Annotated in this window: 18 protein-coding genes and 1 tRNA gene; 3 read left to right on the top strand and 16 right to left on the bottom strand. The window is 70.6% G+C overall.

The genetic code is table 11. The features are described from left to right. Positions 1-2: 2 nt before the first annotated feature. The 9 genes from IW245_RS32005 to trpS all read right to left on the bottom strand — a co-directional run bounded on the left by IW245_RS32005 (position 3) and on the right by trpS (position 7,790). On the bottom strand, positions 3-1,325 hold the full coding sequence (locus IW245_RS32005; RefSeq protein ID WP_372445276.1) for an ABC transporter permease: 1,323 nt from the start codon (positions 1,323-1,325) through the stop codon (positions 3-5). Beyond that, the gene (locus tag IW245_RS32000) at positions 1,318-2,820 is read right to left on the bottom strand and encodes an ABC transporter ATP-binding protein (RefSeq protein WP_197006847.1); all 1,503 of its coding nucleotides are present in this window, start codon (positions 2,818-2,820) and stop codon (positions 1,318-1,320) included. Before IW245_RS32000 ends, IW245_RS32005 begins: the two co-directional genes overlap by 8 nt. A 65-nt stretch (positions 2,821-2,885) precedes the next feature. Beyond that, on the bottom strand, positions 2,886-3,944 hold the full coding sequence (locus IW245_RS31995) for a BMP family lipoprotein (RefSeq protein WP_197006846.1): 1,059 nt from the start codon (positions 3,942-3,944) through the stop codon (positions 2,886-2,888). Positions 3,945-4,180: 236 nt separating this feature from the next. Next, on the bottom strand, positions 4,181-4,522 hold the full coding sequence (locus IW245_RS31990) for a hypothetical protein (protein WP_197006845.1): 342 nt from the start codon (positions 4,520-4,522) through the stop codon (positions 4,181-4,183). 4 nt (positions 4,523-4,526) lie between these two features. Continuing rightward, entirely contained in the window at positions 4,527-4,766 is a 240-nt protein-coding gene (locus IW245_RS31985) for an SCO4848 family membrane protein (RefSeq protein ID WP_197006844.1), read from the bottom strand. A gap of 108 nt (positions 4,767-4,874) precedes the next feature. Continuing rightward, on the bottom strand, positions 4,875-5,318 hold the full coding sequence (locus IW245_RS31980; RefSeq protein ID WP_197006843.1) for a hypothetical protein: 444 nt from the start codon (positions 5,316-5,318) through the stop codon (positions 4,875-4,877). Positions 5,319-5,326: 8 nt separating this feature from the next. Beyond that, complete coding sequence (locus IW245_RS31975) at positions 5,327-6,238, bottom strand: YihY/virulence factor BrkB family protein (protein WP_197006842.1); 912 nt, start codon at positions 6,236-6,238, stop codon at positions 5,327-5,329. Then, the gene (locus tag IW245_RS31970) at positions 6,235-6,753 is read right to left on the bottom strand and encodes a 2'-5' RNA ligase family protein (RefSeq protein WP_197006841.1); all 519 of its coding nucleotides are present in this window, start codon (positions 6,751-6,753) and stop codon (positions 6,235-6,237) included. Before IW245_RS31970 ends, IW245_RS31975 begins: the two co-directional genes overlap by 4 nt. Positions 6,754-6,785: 32 nt before the next feature. Further along, the gene (trpS, locus tag IW245_RS31965) at positions 6,786-7,790 is read right to left on the bottom strand and encodes a tryptophan--tRNA ligase (protein ID WP_197006840.1); all 1,005 of its coding nucleotides are present in this window, start codon (positions 7,788-7,790) and stop codon (positions 6,786-6,788) included. Positions 7,791-7,963: 173 nt separating this feature from the next. Between trpS and IW245_RS31960 the strand changes: the two genes are divergently transcribed. Then, positions 7,964-8,458: an RNA polymerase sigma factor gene (locus IW245_RS31960; RefSeq protein WP_233472755.1), complete on the top strand. Its 495-nt coding sequence runs from the start codon at positions 7,964-7,966 to the stop codon at positions 8,456-8,458. Continuing rightward, the gene (locus tag IW245_RS31955; RefSeq protein ID WP_197006838.1) at positions 8,451-9,740 is read left to right on the top strand and encodes a beta propeller repeat protein; all 1,290 of its coding nucleotides are present in this window, start codon (positions 8,451-8,453) and stop codon (positions 9,738-9,740) included. The genes IW245_RS31960 and IW245_RS31955 overlap by 8 nt, the downstream gene beginning before the upstream one ends. 75 nt (positions 9,741-9,815) lie before the next feature. Here IW245_RS31955 and mycP read toward each other — a convergent pair whose 3' ends face one another. The 4 genes from mycP to IW245_RS31935 all read right to left on the bottom strand — a co-directional run bounded on the left by mycP (position 9,816) and on the right by IW245_RS31935 (position 13,976). Next, a complete protein-coding gene (mycP, locus tag IW245_RS31950; protein ID WP_197006837.1) occupies positions 9,816-11,078 on the bottom strand; it encodes a type VII secretion-associated serine protease mycosin in 1,263 nt (420 codons plus the stop codon). 178 nt (positions 11,079-11,256) lie between these two features. Continuing rightward, entirely contained in the window at positions 11,257-12,699 is a 1,443-nt protein-coding gene (gene eccB / locus IW245_RS31945; protein ID WP_197006836.1) for a type VII secretion protein EccB, read from the bottom strand. A gap of 112 nt (positions 12,700-12,811) precedes the next feature. Further along, positions 12,812-13,537 carry a DUF3152 domain-containing protein gene (locus IW245_RS31940; protein ID WP_233472757.1) on the bottom strand — a complete coding sequence of 242 codons (726 nt, stop codon included), beginning with the start codon at positions 13,535-13,537 and terminating at the stop codon, positions 12,812-12,814. A 154-nt stretch (positions 13,538-13,691) separates the two neighbouring features. Beyond that, positions 13,692-13,976: a putative quinol monooxygenase gene (locus IW245_RS31935; RefSeq protein ID WP_372445275.1), complete on the bottom strand. Its 285-nt coding sequence runs from the start codon at positions 13,974-13,976 to the stop codon at positions 13,692-13,694. Between the two features lie 176 nt (positions 13,977-14,152). On the opposite strand from IW245_RS31935, the gene IW245_RS31930 reads away from it, so the two are divergent. Then, positions 14,153-14,344, top strand: a complete 192-nt coding sequence (locus IW245_RS31930) for a hypothetical protein (RefSeq protein ID WP_197006834.1) — start codon at positions 14,153-14,155, stop codon at positions 14,342-14,344. 197 nt (positions 14,345-14,541) lie between these two features. On the opposite strand, the gene IW245_RS31925 is transcribed toward IW245_RS31930, so the two are convergent. From IW245_RS31925 to IW245_RS31915, 3 genes are all read right to left on the bottom strand, one after another. Then, a tRNA-Ala gene (locus IW245_RS31925) sits at positions 14,542-14,617 on the bottom strand. A gap of 29 nt (positions 14,618-14,646) precedes the next feature. Then, complete coding sequence (sepX, locus tag IW245_RS31920) at positions 14,647-15,318, bottom strand: divisome protein SepX/GlpR (protein ID WP_197006833.1); 672 nt, start codon at positions 15,316-15,318, stop codon at positions 14,647-14,649. 86 nt (positions 15,319-15,404) lie between these two features. Further along, positions 15,405-16,016, bottom strand: a complete 612-nt coding sequence (locus IW245_RS31915; protein ID WP_197006832.1) for a GNAT family N-acetyltransferase — start codon at positions 16,014-16,016, stop codon at positions 15,405-15,407. Positions 16,017-16,020: the final 4 nt, after the last annotated feature.

The raw sequence follows: 16,020 nt of genomic DNA, 5'->3' as shown, positions 1-16,020 counted from the left end.
GGTCACCACCCCTTCGCGAGGGTCGTCGTGGTCCCACTCGTGGTGACCGCTCGAAGTCGGAAAATGGCCTTGATCAGGGCCGGTGCGGCGATGAACACCACGATCAGCGCCTGGAGCACGTTGACCATGTCGATCGGGATGTTGGCGGCGGCCTGCATCTTCACCGCTCCGGCCTGCAGCCCGCCGATCAGCAGTGCCGCGCCCACCACGCCCCACGGCTTCGCCCGGCCCAGCAGGGCCACGGTGATGCCGTCGATGCCGATCCCGGCGCTCACCGACGGGGTCAGCGCGTGCGCGGTACCGAGCAGAACGCTGCCGCCGCCGAGCCCGGCCAGCGCCCCGGCGACGACCATCACCAGGATGTACGCCTTGGAGATGCTCATCCCCGCCGTGCGCGCCGCGTCCGGGTTGGCCCCGACGGCCCGGAACTCGAACCCGAGCGTCGAACGGTTCAGCAGCCAGGACACTCCGAACGCCGCGGCGATCGCGAGCAGCACCGCCAGGTTCACCCGGTAGGCGTCGCCGAAGATGTGCGGCAGCTTGGCGGTCTCGTCGACCTTCTTGCTGATCGCGTCGGTGCGGCCCGGGTCCTGGACGCCCTTCTGGGTCACCAGCCAGACCAGGAAGATCGCGGCGACGTTGTTCAGCATGATGGTCGTGATGACCTCGTGCGCGCCGGTCTTCGCCTTCAGGAAGCCCGGGATCAGGCCCCACAGCGCGCCGAACACCGCCGAGGCGAGCAGCGCGAACACCAGGTGCAGCCCGTACGGCAGCGGCACGGCGAAGCCTGCGACCGCGCCACCGATGCAGCCGAAGATCACCTGGCCCTCGGCGCCGATGTTGAACAGCCCGGCCCGGAACGCGAGCGCCACGGCCAGACCGGTGAAGGTCAGCGGCGCGGCGTACGTCAGCGTCTCGGTGATCGGGTAGAAGATCTGCGCGGCGTCGCCGCCCGACAGGGACGACGGGTCGAAGACCGCGCCCTGGAAGAGGGCGACGTAGGCGTCTCGGACCGCGTACCAGCTGTAGCTGATCGCGTCGCCCGGTGCGGAGAAGAAGTAGCCCCAGGCCGCGCGCGCGTCGGCGTCCACGACGATGATCAGCAGGCCGCCGACGACCATGGCGAGCACCACGGCCAGCAGGGTGACCATGAACGAGTTCGCCGTGGTCAGCTCCTCGATCAGCAACTGGCCGAAGGACCGCTTCGGCGCCGGCCCGTCCTGCGCGGCCGGCACCGTGAAACCGCTCGCCGGCGCGGCAGCCGCCGGAACACCCGGATCCGCCGGGCCGTCCGACACCGGCTCGTCCTTCGTGGGTTCAGTCACCAGTCACTCCAGCCATGAGCAGTCCCAGCTTCTCCGCCGTCGCCTCGGCGGCCGGCAGGGTCGCGATGACCTTGCCCCGGTACATCACGGAGATCCGGTCGGCGAGGGCCAGGATCTCGTCCAGTTCGGTGGACACGAGCAGCACCGCGCCGCCCTGGTCGCGTTCGCGGACGATCCGGTTGTGGATGAACTCGATCGAGCCGACGTCCACGCCCCGGGCCGGCTGGGAGGCGACCAGCAGCTTGAGCGGCCGGGACATCTCCCGGGCCACGATGACCTTCTGCTGGTTGCCGCCGGACAGCGAGCCGACGGACTCGTCGGCGGACTGGGTCCGGATGTCGAACTCCGCGATCCGCTCGGCGGCGTTGCGCGCCACCTCCGCCGGCCGGAAGACCAGGCCCCTGGCGAACGGCTCGCGGTCGTACAGGTCGAGCACGAGGTTCTCGGCGACCGAGAAGTCCTTGACGATGCCGTCGGTGCTGCGGTCCTCGGGGACGTAACCGACCCCGGCTTCCAGAACCTCTTTGGGGGTACGCCCGTGCAGGTCGCGGTCCTGGAGCGTGATCGACCCGCCCAACACCGGCCGCAGCCCCATCACGGCCTCGACCAGCTCGGTCTGCCCGTTGCCCTGCACCCCGGCGATGCCGAGCACCTCGCCGGCCCGCACGGTCAGGTCCACGCCGTCCACGGCGCGGTGGCCGCGCTCGTCCACGACGGTCAGGTTCGCGATCTCCAGGACCGGCTCGCCGGGGCTGGCCGGGCCCTTCTCGACGGTCAGCTTGACGTGCCGGCCGACCATCATGGCCGCGAGCTCGTCCTGGCTGTCGTCCGGGGAGGCGGTGCCGACGACCTTGCCCCGCCGGATCACCGTGATCTTGTCCGCGATGGCCTTGACCTCGCGCAGCTTGTGGGTGATCAGCACGATCGACTTGCCGGCGGCCTTCAGCCCGCGCATGACCTCGAGCAGCTCGTCGGTCTCCTGCGGGGTGAGCACGGCCGTCGGCTCGTCCAGGATCAGCAGGTCCACGTCACGGGTGAGCGCCTTGACGATCTCGACCCGCTGCTGGATGCCGACCGGCAGCTCCTCGACGATCGCGTCGGGGTCCACCGGCAGGCCGTACCTCGTCGACACCTCGGTGACGTGCCGGCTGGCCTTCGCGCGGTCGAGCAGCCCGAGCCTGGTGTCCTCCGCGCCGAGCATGATGTTCTCGGCGACGGTGAAGACCGGGATGAGCATGAAGTGCTGGTGCACCATGCCGATGCCGGCCGCGATCGCGTCGCCGGGCGACTTGAGGGTCAGCGGCTTGTCGTCCACCAGGATCTCGCCCGAGTCGGGCTTGAGGAGTCCGTAGAGGACGTTCATCAGCGTGGACTTGCCGGCGCCGTTCTCGCCCAACAGGGCGTGGATCTCGCCGGACTCGACGGTGAGGTCGATGTGATCGTTGGCGACCAGATCACCGAACGTCTTGGTGATGCCGCGCAGTTCGAGTTTCATCGTCCTCCTCACCGGGTGCAGGGGGCGCCGGGAGAACCCGGCACCCCCTGCGACTCATTCTGGTACTACTTCGGCTGCGCCGGGGACTCAATCTTGATCTTGCCCGAGCCGATGTCGGCCTTCAGCTGGTCCAGCTCCTTCTTCAGGTCGGCCGGAACCTTGCTGTCGAACTCGTGGAACGGGGCCAGCGACACGCCGTTGTTGGCCAGCGTGCCGGTGTAGCTGCCGGTCAGGCTCTCGCCCTTGGCACCCTTGAGCGCCGCGTCCTTGACAGCGTCGGAGATGTTCTTCACGACGGTGGACAGGAACACCGGGCAGTACTGCGCGACCGAGTTGCAGCCGTCCTGGTCGACCCAGATCACGGCGAGCTTGCCACCGGACGCCTGCGCGGCGGCGGCGGAGCCCTGACCGGCGCCACCGGCGACCGGCATCACGACGTCGGCGCCCTGGGCGACGAAACCGTCCGTGATCTGCTTGCCCTTGTTCTGGTCGTTGAAGCTGCCGGCGAAGGTGCCTTCCTGGGTCTTGTTGTCCCAGCCCAGAACCTTGACGGTCTTGCTCTTGACCTTGTTGTACTCGGCGACGCCCTCGGCGAAGCCGTCCATGAAGATGGTCACCGGCGGGATCTTCAGGCCGCCCCAGGTGGCGACGGTGCCCGACTTGCTGGTGCCCGCGGCCAGGTACCCGGCGAGGAAGCCGGCCTGCGCGGTGTTGAACTGCATCGAGTAGACGTTCGCCAGGTCGATCTTCGAGTCGATGATCGCGAACTTCTGGCTGGTGTTCTTCGTCGCCGCGGCCTTGGTCGCGTCGCTCATCAGACCGCCGACGGCGACGACGAGGTCGCACTTCTCGGCGACCAGGGCGTTCAGGTTCGGCTCGTAGTTGGTCTCGGCGGCCGACGTCACGTACTTGATGTCGATGTCCGCGTTGTCCTTCTTGGCCGCCTGCAGGCCGGCCCACGCGGAGGTGTTGAACGACTTGTCGTCGATGCCCCCGGTGTCGGTGACCATGCAGGCCTTGTACTTCTTGCCGCCCGATGAGCCGTTGTTGCTCGCCGGCTTGCTGCCGCAGGCAGCAGCGGACAGAGCGAGGCCACCGATCGCCAGTACGGCGACGACCCTCATCCCACGCACTCGGCGCAAGGCGGTCTCCTTCCACACAGGTTCCCACCGCAGGGATCCGCGGTGATCTCAACGGACGGAGACTAGCGGGTTCTACCGTCCAGTAGCGCGTGGACAGGGCCGCACGACGTTCCCGCTGTTATCGATCCGTTATTTGACTGTGACTTTACTGTGCGATCATGACGGGTTTAGGCGCTTTGGTAGCATTACGCTGTGAGAAAATCCGCGCCCGACAGGATCTAGTGCCAGAAGGTCGCGACACCGGCGTTTATCAGGGTCATACCGCCGATGGCGAGAAAATGACCGGTCGCCACCGACTCCTTCTTCCGCACCACCCACACCATGATGAAGATCAACAGGGCGATCACGCCCTTGACGGCCAGTTTTGCCGGGTCCGGCTGCACGGCGCGGCCGAGCGGGGCCGCGAGCGCGATCCCGGTCAGCACCTGCACCGCCGAGCCGGCCAGCATCGCCGAGTTGATCCGGATCTTCCCGGAGAGGTACTGCACCACCACGCCGCCGAGCAGCAGCGCGAAGCCGATCAGGTGCACGTACCGCAGAGTCAGCCGCAGAGCTTCCACAGGCTCAAACCTTTCTGGTCCGGCTGGCCGCGCGCCAGCCCCGGATGCCGAGTACCCCGACCGTCGTGCCGATGGCCAACGACGCGGCGATCAGCAGCGCGTGTACCCAGAGGAACGACGTGGGCGTGTCACCTGACCAGGCGCGCGGATCCCGCCAGATCGCGACCGCGAACCGCGGCCAGATGATCGCGCTCCACACGCCGACGAGAACGAGAAAGGCCGACCAGGCCCGGGACAACACCACGGCCGAGATTCTACGCACGGTCGAAGATGGGTTCCCGACGCCCCGTCGGGTCGGGCCGCCGCGCGCAGCGAGATGCCCGCGCTCGGGCGAGCGCGGGCATCGGGGGTACTACGCGGACAGGCGGGCGGCGATCGCGGTGAAGCCGGCCTTCAGCTCGGCAGCCGTCGGCAGCGCCGAGGGCTCCGGCAGGACGTGGTGATCGTCGTCGTGGTCATGGTCGTGGTCATGACCCTCGTGGTCGTGTCCCTCGTGGTCGTCCTCGGCGAAGTCCTCGTCGTCGTAGGACGCCGCGAGCTCGCGGGCCTTGGCGATCTCGGCCTTGATGCCGTCGATCTCGGTGTGCGGCTGCAGCGGCTCGACGACGGCCAGCAGCTCCTCGTCGGTCACCACGGCGTTGGCGACGGCGAGGGCGTGCTCGCGCGAGTACGGCCCGCAGACGACCGGCTCCCACACCTCGTCCTCGTCGTCCGACGCCGGACCGAAGGTGATGATCCAGGGCAGGTCATATGCCGGCGAGTCGTCCGGCAGGTCAAGCGTCACGATGGCTCCCATACCGGCCATCATCCCCGGTCGTCGGTGAGCGCCTGCTCCGGCCCCGCCGCGAGGTCGCGGACCTCACCCCGGTCGGACGTCGCCGCCAGGGACGAGCCCCACAGCAGCAGCTGGCTGAAGAAGTTCAGGAAGACGAGCAGCCCGACGGCGCCTGCGACCACGGTGTACGCCGGATTCTGGTTCACCCGCATGATGTAGAACTGCGCGACGGTCTTGAGCAGCTCCAACCCGACGGCGACGAGCAGCCCGGCCGGCAGCCAGCGGCCGAGCGGCATCTTCAGCCGGGGCAGCCCGGTGAGCATCGCCGCGGCCAGCAGCCAGTTGATGAACACGGCGACCACGACCCCCGCGCCGCTGAGCAGGTCGTCGAACACCCCGATGTCGACGTGCTGCCTGAGCCAGGCGATCCCGGCCTGCGCGCCCACCGAGAAGCCGATCGACAGCGCCAGCAGCAGACCCAGCCCGATCAGGACGAGGATGTCCACGCCCCGGCGGATGAAGTAGTTGCCCGGCTCCTGGTCGAGGAGCCACACCGCCCGGATGGATGCGCGCATCGCCTCCACCCAGCCGATCCCGGTGAGCAGGAAGCCGACCAGGCCGGTGATCCCGACGGCGCTCTTGGCGTTCCTGACGTTGGCGACCTCCAGGAACGGCAGGTTCGCCCGCAGCCAGTTCTCGACGGCGAAGACGACGTCCCTGTTGTTGTCGAGGACGTAGCCGAGCACGGCGAACGCGAGCAGGGCCAGCGCGAAGCAGGCGAAGAAGCCGTAGTAGGAGATCGCCGCGGCCATCCGGCCGGCGTGCACGTCCGCGTACCGCTGCTTGGTGCGCCAGAAGTGGTCGAACTTGGGCGACCAACGGCGCAGTGCCTCCACCGAGCGGTTCCACCCGTCGATGACGACCGGGATCGGGTTCCTCACCGGCCGACCAGCGGGAAGTCCCGCTGGGGGCGCCACATGCCGTCGTCGCCGTGCTCGTACAACGTGAAGGCCTCGACGTCGAAGAGCGCGTCGAAACCCGCGAGGTCGTCGAACGCGCGGTCCAGCGCCGCCGCCGGCACGTCGTGGGCCACCGTCACATGAGGGTGGTACGGAAACCGCAGCTCCCTGGCCAGCGGCCCCTCCCGCAGCGACTCCTCCAACCGCTCGCACTCGCTGATGCCCTGGGCGACCATCACGAACACCACGTCGGTCAGCGGCCGGAACGTGCCCGTGCCCCGCAGGTGCAGCGTGAACGGCGCCCCGGACGTCGCGACCCGGCGCAGGTGCTCCTCGACGCCCGACCGCAGGTCCCCGGGGACCTCGGTCGGGCCGATCAGGGTCAGGTGCGGCGGCACGAACCGGGCCAACGGGTCACCGGCCGCCTCCCGGGCCCGGGCCAGCTCGGCCGCCCACGGCTCCGGGATCGGGAAGGCGACCCCGATGGTCTGACTCACCGCGCCTCCCGTCGATGTCCCGGTCGTGCCGTCTAGCTGGCGGTCGAGGCCAGGAAACCGATCCGGTCGTAGACCGTCCGGAGGGTCTCCGAGGCGACCGCGCGGGCCTTGCGGGCCCCGATAGCCAGGATCTCATCAAGCTCGCCCGGATTGTCCAGATACTTCTTAGTCTGCTCCTGGATCGGCCTGGTGAAGTCGGCGACCACCTCGCCCAGTTCCTTCTTCAGGTCACCGTACCCGCGGCCGGCGTAGCGCGTCTCGAGTGCCGCGATGGTCTCTCCGGTGAGCGCGGAGTAGATCGTCAGCAGGTTGGACACGCCGGGCTTGTTCTCCGCGTCGAACACGACCTCGCGGCCCGTGTCGGTGACCGCGCTGCGGATCTTCTTCGCCGACTTCGCCGGGTCGTCCAGCAGCTCGACGATGCCGTTCGGGCTGGACGCCGACTTGCTCATCTTCGCGGTGGGGTCCTGAAGATCCGTGATCTTCGCCGTCTCCTTGAGGATGTGCGGCTTGGGCACGGTGAACGTGTCGCCGAACGTCGTGTTGAACCGCTGCGCCAGGTCCCGGGTCAGCTCGATGTGCTGGCGCTGGTCCTCGCCCACCGGGACCTCGTCGGCCTGGTAGAGCAGGATGTCGGCGACCTGCAGGATCGGGTACGTGAACAGGCCGACGCTCGCCCGGTCCGCCCCCTGCTTGGCCGACTTGTCCTTGAACTGGGTCATCCGCGACGCCTCGCCGAAACCGGTGATGCAGCCCATCACCCAGGCGAGCTGGGCGTGCTCGGGCACCTGCGACTGCACGAACAGCGTCGAGCGCTCCGGATCGATGCCGATCGCGAGCAGCTGGGCCGCCGACACCCGGGTGCGCTGCCGGAGCACGGCCGGGTCGTGGCCGGCGGTGATCGCGTGCAGGTCCACCACGCAGTAGAAGGCGTCGTGGGTGTCCTGGAGCGGAATCCAGTTACGGAGGGCACCCAGGTAGTTACCCAGGTGGAAGGAGTCTGCGGTCGGCTGGATTCCGGACAGGACACGAGGCATGTCACCGATTCTGTCAGCTCCGGTGCGGAACCCGCCGACCTGGTGGCGACTCTGTACTCTCGAGTCACCGAGCAGGGGTCCTGACCACCCCGGGGGCGGTGAACAGGCGGCGTGTGGGCATGCCTACAGGCGCTAGACGCGGAGGTGTCCTGGTGGGCGGCAACAGTGGCGAAGTGGCGATCGCGAACCTGTACGACGACTGCTACCGGCGGCTCGTGACCCAGCTCTACGCGTTCACGGGCGACCTGGCCGAGGCGCAGGACGCCGTCCAGGAGGCGTTCGCCCGGGCCCTGGCCCGCCCCAAGCACATCTCCGACATCGAGAACCCGGAAGCCTGGCTGCGCACCGTCGCCGTCAACCTGGTCCGCCGCCGCTGGCGTCGCCGCCGGCTGTTCGACACGATCATGATGCGCACCCGCCCGGTCACCAGCACCGTCGAGCCCGGGCCCGAGCCCGACCGCACCGACCTGCTCGCGGCGCTCGCCCAGCTCCCCCAGGCGTACCGGGAGGTGATCGTCCTGCACCACCTCGCCGACCTGCCCGTCGACGAGGTCGCCACGACCCTCGACCTCCCCGTCGGCACCGTGAAGTCCCGCCTGTCGCGTGGCCGCACCGCGCTGGCCACCAGACTCCGGCCGGCCGAGGCGGAGCTCTCCCGCCATGCCTGAGTTACTCGACCCGTTTGAGCCCGATGACCGGATCGAACGGGCCCTCGCCGAATCGCGCTCCCACCTGCTGGGCAACATCCCCCAGCCGGGTCTCGGATCCGTGTCGGCGCGCGCGGACGCCGTCCGCCGCCGTCGCCGCCTGATCACCGCTGCCGGGGGCACGGCGTTGGCCGTCCTCACGATCACCGGGGTGCGCCTCGCCGCCGCGCCGGCCGAGCCCGGGCCGGGGCCGGCCGCGCCGAATCCGTACACGATGAACGCCTCGCTCACCAGCCACACCTCCACCTGGGCCGGCGAGGGCATCGAGGTGCTCGCCCCCGACCGCCCGAACCTCAACGTGCCCGGCTCCCTCTACGACGTGGAGTTCGCCGACGACCGCCATGGGTACGCGCTGGCGGCCGACTGCCGAACCACCCTCCCGACCTGCACGCTGACCTTCGCCCGCAGCGAGGACGGCGGCGACGAGTGGCAGACCCTGTCCTCGCCGATCCCGACCGCCACCTCCGAGACCCTGCCGGACCTGGTCGTCCTCAACGGCACCGAGCTGGTCCTCGGCGGCGCCTGGCACAGTCCCGACAGCGGCCGCACCTGGGCCGCCACCCCGGTCGACGACGCGCCGCTGACCGCCATCCCCGCCAACAGCCGGCTGTTCGTGGCCGGCGACGGGCTCCGGGTCCGCCTCGCCGGCTCCGGCGGCCGGGCCGCGAAGCTGACCACCGTCCCCGCCGGGTTCACCGTCCGGTGGGCCGCGCAGGGTCCCGCGCGCGACGGCGCGTGGTGGATCACCGGCACGAGCGAGGGCAAGCCGCAGATCGCCGTCAGTCGCGACGCCGGCCGGACCTGGCTGACCACCACGCTGTCCGTCCTCAACGGCGAGGTCGGCAACATCCGGATCGCCACCGGCAAGGACGAGATCTACGCCGTCGTCACCGGCCGGGCCACCGTCGACGGCACCCACCAGGCCGCCAGCCCCATCCTCGGGTTGTTCCGCTCCACCGACAACGGCCAGAGCTTCGCGCTGTTCGTGGGCTTCCCGCCCGCCGCGGCCGAGGACACGGTGCCGCTGCCCGACGGCCGGCTATTGATGGCCGTCGACACCGACCCGGGCACGTGGTGGGTCGCGGCGTCCGGGCAGCAGGGCGGCAGCAAGATTACGGCGTTGCCGCAGGTCAGCAGGGTGCACCGGACCGGGGCCGGGTATGTGGCCTTCGGGGTGTGGGGGATGGACTGGACGGCGTTCAGCCCGGACGGGATGTCCTGGCGCCGCCTGGGCGTCCGCTAGCCCCGGCTCCGCTGGGGCCTGGGATCCACCGGCTGCGCGCGGGATGCGGCCCGCCGGGCGCCCGGTTCGAGACGACTAGTTCTTCTCCGCGGACTGGTCGGGCGGACGGATCGCGCGGCCCGGGCGCCAACGGCGGCGTGACCCACGTGGAAACGCCAGCGCCAGCACGGCCAGCAGAGCCGTCGCTCCGATGCAGCTGCCGGCCAGCCACGGGCCGTAGGTCTTCGCAGCGTATGACGGGTCGTCCCGCGCCGGGGGCCGGGTGAGGCCACCCACGACCGGCCGGGCCCGCTCGGCGGCCGGGTCCAGGATCGCCGTCATCGCCCGGTAGGGGTTGATCACGCCGTAGCCGACCTGGTCGTCGCGGCCGAGTGCCGGCCGGTCGGCCGTCTTCGTGATCCGGTCCACGATCTGGGCGGCCGACAGGTCCTTGTGGTAGCCGCGGAGCAGGGCGGCGACGCCGGACACATACGCGGCGGCGTAGCTGGTGCCCTTGGCCTCGGTGACGTAGCCGCCGCCGTGCGGGGTGGGCCCGTCGATATCGACGCCGGGCGCTGCGATGTCGACGTACCGGCCCGAGGTGGACGACGGCGCGTGCCGGTCGGACTCGTCGACCCCACCGACGGCGAGCACCCCGTCGTACGCCGCGGGGAACAGCTCCCTGCCCGCCTGGTCCGGCGAGTCCCCGGTGTTGCCGGCCGCCGCGACGACCACGATGTCGGACCGGACCGCCCGGTCGATGGCCGCGGCGAGCACCGGGGTGTTCTCCAGGACCAGGGACAGGTTGATGACCTGGACCTTCCTGTCCACGGCCAGGTTGACGGCCGAGGCGACCAGGTCGGCCCGCTTGCGGCCGTCCTCGACGCTGAGGTGCTCGTCGCCCTTCATCGCCTTGATCGGCAGGATCAGCGCGTCCGGGGCGATGCCGGTGAACGGGCCGTCGCTGTCGTTGCGGCTCTCCCGGCCGGCGATGATGCCGGCCACGAACGTGCCGTGGCCGTGGTCGTCGCACTGGCCGTCGGGGCCGCCGTCGATGAAGTCGTAGCCGGCGAGCACCTTGCCGTTGGTGAGCTTCGGATGGTCCGGGGACACGCCGGAGTCGATGACGGCGACCGTGACGCCCTGGCCCCGACTGAGGCCCCACACGGTGGCTGGCGCGAGCCGGCGCAGCGGCCACGGTTTCCGGGTGAGGGGGTGCGCGTTCGGGTTGGCCGCGCCGCAGTCCCGGTTCGATCGGGGCGTCGCCTGGGCCGGCACGGCGACGAGGGCCGCGAGCACTGCCGTGGCGAGACAGAACGCGACCCGACCCACCAGGGATAGCCCGGTCCCTGCGCGCACGGCGGTTCCCAGTTGTCGCGCACCTCTGGTGCGGAAGCCGCCCGGCCCGTCCCCGGCGCGCCCTGCGGCTCGTAGCTGCCCCGCGACGAAGTCGCCCAACCCGTGCCCGGCGCATCCGGGAGATCCCGACCTTCGGACAGTGGCGTCGCCCGACCCGCGGCCCGGGGTCCGGCGCATGTCAGGTCTTCTTCGGGGTCGGGGAGGCGGTCCGGCCGGGCGCGACCGGGGGCGTCGACTCGGGGCCGGGGCCGCTCCCGACGGCGGCCACCGCCGCGGCCGGATCGAGGCCCGGGCCGGTCGGCACCAGGGCCAGCAGGGCCGCGGGGACGCCGATGACCGTGGCTCCGGCGTAGCCGAGGGCCGCCTGGGCGTTGCCGGCGAGGCCGTACTTGATGCCCTGGTCGGTCACCAGGAACACCGTGCCGGAGGCCGGCACCCCGGGCGCGGACCGCGCCTGGACGAGCGCGCCGCGACCGCCGGGCAGGACGACCCGGTCGGCGGTGCGCACGGCGTCGCGGCCCGTGGTGACGGCCGGCTCCTGGGGCTTGGCGAACTGGTCGGGCGCCTTCGCGTACACGTCGATGGTGATGGGTTTGTCGGGGTCGCCCCGGTAGCCGGCGCACACGGCCGGCAGGGTGGCACCGTCCATGGTGCGCAGCCTGGGCGCCGTCAGGGGCAGGCCCTCCGGCTCCACCCGCGTCGCCGAGGGCACCGCGGAGGCGTCGGCCGGCGAGACCTGGGTGAAGGTGCTCGACGCCGCGTTGAGCAGGTTGGCGGTCACCTCGTGCACGGGGGCCAGGCCGTCGGAGAGCATCACGTAGTACTGGCTGCCGCTCTGGTACACCGCGCCGATCCTCGTGGCCTGCGCTCCGACCCTGCGGCCCTCGCCCCCGAACCCGGGGATGGCGGGCGCGGCGAGGTCCGGGCCGGCCGTGATGCCGTCGACGAGGGCCTGGCCGACCGGCAGCGGGGTCGCCGTCATGCCCAGCGCCGCGAGCGCCGTACGGTCGGGCACCTTGAGCCGGTGGTCGCCCCACAGCAGGTACGTCGACGAGCCGCTGGACACCAGCAGCCCTTCGGCGCCGAGCGGCGAGCCGCCGGTCGGCGCGGAACCGATCACCAGGTGGGTGGCCAGGTCCGCGGTGTCGGCGACCTTAGGTGCGCTGCACACCGACCAGGGCAGGCCGAGCAGGGCGCCGGGATCCGGCAGCGAGTCCGGCGCGCCCTCGATGCCGACCGGCCGGCCGCGCGGTGTACCGGCCAGGGAGTCGCGTGACGCCAACTCCTGGACCGGGTTCGGGTCGCCGACGATCAGGCGGGCCGAGGCGTAGTTGAGGACGGGGAAGAGTTTGCCCTGCGAGTAGACGTACCGGGCGCCGCTCTCGCGCTCGATGACGAGCGTCATGTCCTTCTTCCAGGACTCGTTGCCGCCCGGGTGCAGCAGGCCGTAGGCCCCGACCCCGGCGAACACCAGCACGGCGATCATGACGCTGCCGATCGCCGCGAGGAGGAGTCTGCGGAGGGGGAGGTTGGTGGTCTCCGGTTCGCCCGACAGCATGGCCGAGACGAGCCGGCGGGTCACGAACCGGTACGCCTGCACCTGGTCGCGTCGGGTCCGCATCGGCATCTCTCATCAGGGGTGATCGATTCCGGACCTACCTTACGTGACCGGGGCAAGTCACCAGGGTTCCCCGGATCAGCCGGTGGGCTGGTGCAGCCGGGCCTCAGGCGGATCAGCCCGTGGGCTGGTGGGGCCAGGCGTTGGCGACGCAGCCCTGAAGGCCCAGTGTCTGCTGCTGCATGACCGGCGCCGGCCGCCCCGCCCCCGGGCACTGCTCATGGTCGAAGCCCAGCCGATGGCCGACCTCATGATTGACCATGTATTCCCGGTACTGCCACAGCGGCGCACCATAGTCGGGCACGCCCTCGGCCCAGCGGGCCACATTGAGCACCACCTTGTCGCCGTTGCGGCAGGAGGTGTAGCCGTCCGGCCCCATCTCGCAGAGGTCGTCGCGGGTGTCGGGCGTGGCGAGGTACACCGTGAAGTCCGGAAGCTGACCGGGCCCGACCCGCTGGAAGCTCCACGACCCGTCCGCCGTCCAGCCCCGCCGGTCCCCGAGCGTGGCCTCGATCGCCGCCGCGACGGCCGACGGCTCGACGTTGCCGATCCCGTTCTCGACGGCGACCTGGAACCGGAGCAGAGTGCCCGCCTGCCCGAGCCGGGCCCCGTCCCCGGTCGCGATCCGGAACGTCCCCGCGCCCCGGGGCGGGTACACCGCCGGCGGCGGGGCCGTGTCCGGCTGGGTGACGGCGACCGGCGGGGCGAACGCCGCTGGCGGGTGCGGGGCAGGCTTGTGCCCGGCGGGTCCGCCCCCGAACAGGGCCATCGCGACGGCACCCGCCGCGAGGGTCACGAGGAGCGCCCTGCGGGGGTTCCTCCGCCCGGTCGTCCCCACCACGGGCCTAAGGCTGCCAGGAAAAGTTGAATTCACCCAACTCCGATACCCACCCTTTATGATCAACATGAGGATATCGGTACTTTTGGGAAATTTATTGCTTTTCGCCGCTTTTCTCAGTGGGCGTGGCCGGCGCTCCCCTGCCGCCGGTCACGACTCACCCGAGGTGGACGACGACCTCGCGGATCGACGACTGCGGCGGACCAGTCAACAGATCGACCGCCTGGCCGATCCGTGACTTGAACTTGGCTTCATCCGCCTCGATGTCCTCCTTGGAGGCGAAGACCGTCATCGCGATGAAGCTGTCACCGTCCCGGGTGAGGAAGGACTGCGCGAACCCCGCGGTCTTCTGGATCGCGGGAGCGAACTCGTCCCGGAACAGGCGCACGAACTCGTCCATCTTTCCAGGTTTCGCCGTGCCCTGGACTACGCGTGCGTACATCGGGGCCCCCTCATGAAAGTGTTTCGCAATACCCACCAAATTCGGACGTTACTCCGGGTTCGCGTCAGGGGGCCGAAGTTCGGCGACCTTGTCACTGCCAGCGGGTGAAAGCAGCGGCCACCTGGAGCCGACTCCCTGGGTCTCCGTGATTTTTCAGGCACTGCCATGATCAGCGCGTGGAACCGGAGTTCGTGTGGGGCATGGCCATGGTCATGCCGTATTTCTGCCTGTTCGTGCTCGTGGTGGCCTTAGTGATACTGATCGTGGTGGCTGCGACCACGGGTCCGAGGCGGGTCAAGGTTGAGCGCTCGAAGGTGACGTGGCACAACCCGTCCGGTCCGGTTCCACCGGACGCTGAGGGCCGCTGACGCCTCGCGGTGATTTCTGGCACCGCCTGGGCGCGGCAGCCGGCCGGACTCCTTGGCGGGGCCGAGGTCCGCCTCATTCGGCAGGGCTGCGCGATCATTGCCGTATGCCTGACCGGAACTCCGCGCTCGCGCGCCTTCGCCAGCTGTACGCACATGGAAGGGGCGGTCTCCGGATTCCGGAAACCGCCCCTGACCTTTGGTGGAGCTGAGGAGATTCGAACTCCTGACCTCCTCGATGCGAACGAGGCGCGCTACCAACTACGCCACAGCCCCTCGGGTCGAAAAAAATCCTAGCACGCACCTCAGAAGTTCACCGCACGGGCCTCATAAGCCTCCCCCCGCACCGGCGACAGCCGCCGGGGCTCCTGCGACACGACCCGCCGCCGGTACGACCGGTACGCCGCGGCCCCCCGCCGGGCAGCCGCCGCGGCCTGCTCGGCAGCCGCCAGCAACTCGGCCCGCTCGAACGCGACCCGCTCCGCCTCGCGACGGGCGGCCTCCCTGGCCCGCAGCACGGCGATCCGGCGACGGCGGCGTTCGGCGACGACCTGGTTGCGCAGCCTGATCGTGTACGCCACGAGGAGCACCGACGATACCGCGAACCCGATCCACAGCCCCGGGTCGAAGACCGCGACTCCGACGAGTTCCACGGCGTTGAGCAGGAGGAGGGCGGACAGCACCCGGCGACGGCGGCGGAACCGCCACAGTCGGGCCCGCTCGGCCCGGGCCGCCGCCAGGGCGGCCGGGGACAGGGCCGAGGGAGCCCGGGGGGCGGGGACGAGGCTGGTCGGATCGGGGTAGCCGCGCCGGGTCGGGACAGTGCGACGGCGGCGCTGGCGACTGATCACCCGCGCCGTCGACAGTGCCCTCTCGGCGACGAGTCGCTCGGTGGCGTCGTACCGGCGGACCAGAGCCGGTGCGAGCGCGAGCAGCCCGGCCGCGGCGAGGACAGCGAGGAGCACCGACGTCGGCACCCTCACCCCTCCCGTTCACAGTCGTCGCACTAGTTACCCAAGGTTATGTTGCCGTCGGGTAATAACGGGGAAGCCACACCGTGGCGTCAGGACGAGCGCGCCCGGCGCCAGCGCGCCATCAGGCCACCCTCGAGGGAGATGTCCTCTATTGTCAGCGCGTATCCGATGTGGTCCTGCCAGGCGCCGCCACTGTGCAGGTACCGGGGATAGAAAGCCTCCTCACGGAAGCCCAGTTTCTCCACGACCCTGCGGGAGGGCAGGTTGTCGGGGCGGATGTTGACCTCGATCCGGTGCAGGCCACCGGGGCCCATCGCGTGGTCCACGGCCAGCGCCAGGGCCGTGGGGGTGATGCCTTTACCGGCGACCCGGGAGTCGACCCAGTAGCCGGCGTACGCGGAGCAGAACGCGCCCCGGACGATGTTGCCGATGGTCAACTGGCCGACGTAGCGGTCCTGGTAGCAGATCGCGAACGGCATGGCGCTGCCCGCGTCGGCGGCCCGCTTCAGCGCCCGGTGCAGGCCACGGAACGCGCCCGGGGAGTGCACCTCGCGCCACGGGCCGAGCGGGGTGGGCTCCCAGGGGGTCAGCCACTCCTCGTTGCGGATCCGGGCCTCGCTCCAGGCCCTGGCGTCGCCGCGCTTGTAGGGGCGCATCGTGACGTCGCCCTCCCGGAGGACCGCTGGCCAGCCAGGTGGCATCCGG

This window comes from Longispora fulva, assembly GCF_015751905.1.
Classification (GTDB): domain Bacteria; phylum Actinomycetota; class Actinomycetes; order Mycobacteriales; family Micromonosporaceae; genus Longispora; species Longispora fulva.
This window is presented reverse-complemented; position numbering and strand designations above follow the sequence as displayed.